Source organism: Mesorhizobium sp. M7A.F.Ca.CA.004.04.2.1 (assembly GCF_004022825.1).
Classification (GTDB): domain Bacteria; phylum Pseudomonadota; class Alphaproteobacteria; order Rhizobiales; family Rhizobiaceae; genus Mesorhizobium.
This window is the reverse complement of sequence record NZ_RZPH01001365.1, coordinates 1-1,229: the sequence shown is the minus strand read 5'-3', so window position 1 is coordinate 1,229 and position 1,229 is coordinate 1. Positions and strand designations below refer to the sequence as shown.

The window sequence follows — 1,229 nt, the reverse complement described above, 5'->3', positions numbered from 1 at the left end:
GAACGGCACGATGCCCGCCGACTGGAAGACCCGCTCCATGCCAACCGCCAGCTCTGCGAAGAAAGGATTGGTGAGATCGTTGATGACCATGCCGATGACATTGGAGTGCGCCTTGCGCAGATTGGCGGCGCCCCGGTTGTAGACGTAACCGACATCCTCGATCGCCTTGCGCACTTTGCTCGCTGTTTCGGGCCGGATCAGCCCGCTGCCCTGGAGCACGAGCGATACCGTCGATTTGGACACGCCTGCTTCGCGGGCGATGTCGAATATCGTCGCCTTGGCCCGGTTGGCCATCCAGATGCATCCTCCCCGACTGCAGGTCCAAAAGTATTGGAACGTTCTAATCTCTGCTCCGGTCGTGAGTCAATCGGGATTTTTCTCGCGTCTCGAATGCCGATCGTGCGTACTCAAATGGCTTGCTCCATAAGGCTTTTGTGTTGCAATGCAGCATTCTTCCTGCCGTGGAGTTCGAATCTTAAAGGTTCTTGATTTATTGGAACGTTCCATCTAGTAGCGTTGCGAAGGGAGAGATCGATGGACATTTCCTTGCCTGGTGAGGGGGGCGGCAGCACCCGGTACACGCTGGTCGGCGAACCGGTGCAGCCTGACATCGGCGCGCGATTTTCGCGTATCGCCTATGCCGCCGCGCACGTCGTTGCCGATCCGCTTGCCATGACCGATCCGTGGTCCAGGCCGGTGGTCGACTGGGACAGGACGATGACGTTCCGTCACCATCTGTGGCGGTTGGGATTCCGCATCGCCGAAGCGATGGACACGTCGCAGCGCGGCATGGGTTTCGACTGGGCAAACGCGCAGGAATTGATTCGCCGTTCGATCGCCGAGGCGCGTACCGTCGATGGCGCCGATCTCGCCTCGGGTGCCGGGACCGACCATCTGGCGCCCGCCGCCGCCAGGACACTGGACGATGTGGTCACCGCCTATGAGCGGCAATTCGCTTTCATCGAAGGCTTGGGCGGCAAGGCGATCATGATGGCCAGCCGGGCACTGGCGGCAGTTGCCAAGGGGCCGGACGACTATGTCAGCGTCTACGACCGCATCCTGTCCCAGGCATCCGGCAAGGTCATCCTGCACTGGCTGGGCGACATGTTCGATCCGGCGCTCAGGGGCTATTGGGGCAGCGAGAATTTCGAGACTGCTCTCGATACAGTTGTTGCCATCATCGAACGCCACTTTGGCAAGGTCGAGGGGATAAAAATCTCACTGCTCGA

At 60.1% G+C, this 1,229-nt stretch carries 2 protein-coding genes; one reads left to right on the top strand and one right to left on the bottom strand.

Going from position 1 to position 1,229, the window contains the following annotated elements; genetic code table 11:
• Positions 1-294: LacI family DNA-binding transcriptional regulator (locus EN893_RS34600; protein WP_164901413.1), on the bottom strand; the 294-nt coding region annotated here is incomplete at its 3' end.
• Between the two features lie 240 nt (positions 295-534).
• Between EN893_RS34600 and EN893_RS34595 the strand changes: the two genes are divergently transcribed.
• Positions 535-1,229 (top strand): DUF993 family protein (locus EN893_RS34595; RefSeq protein ID WP_128362190.1); only part of this gene is annotated, 695 nt, incomplete at its 3' end.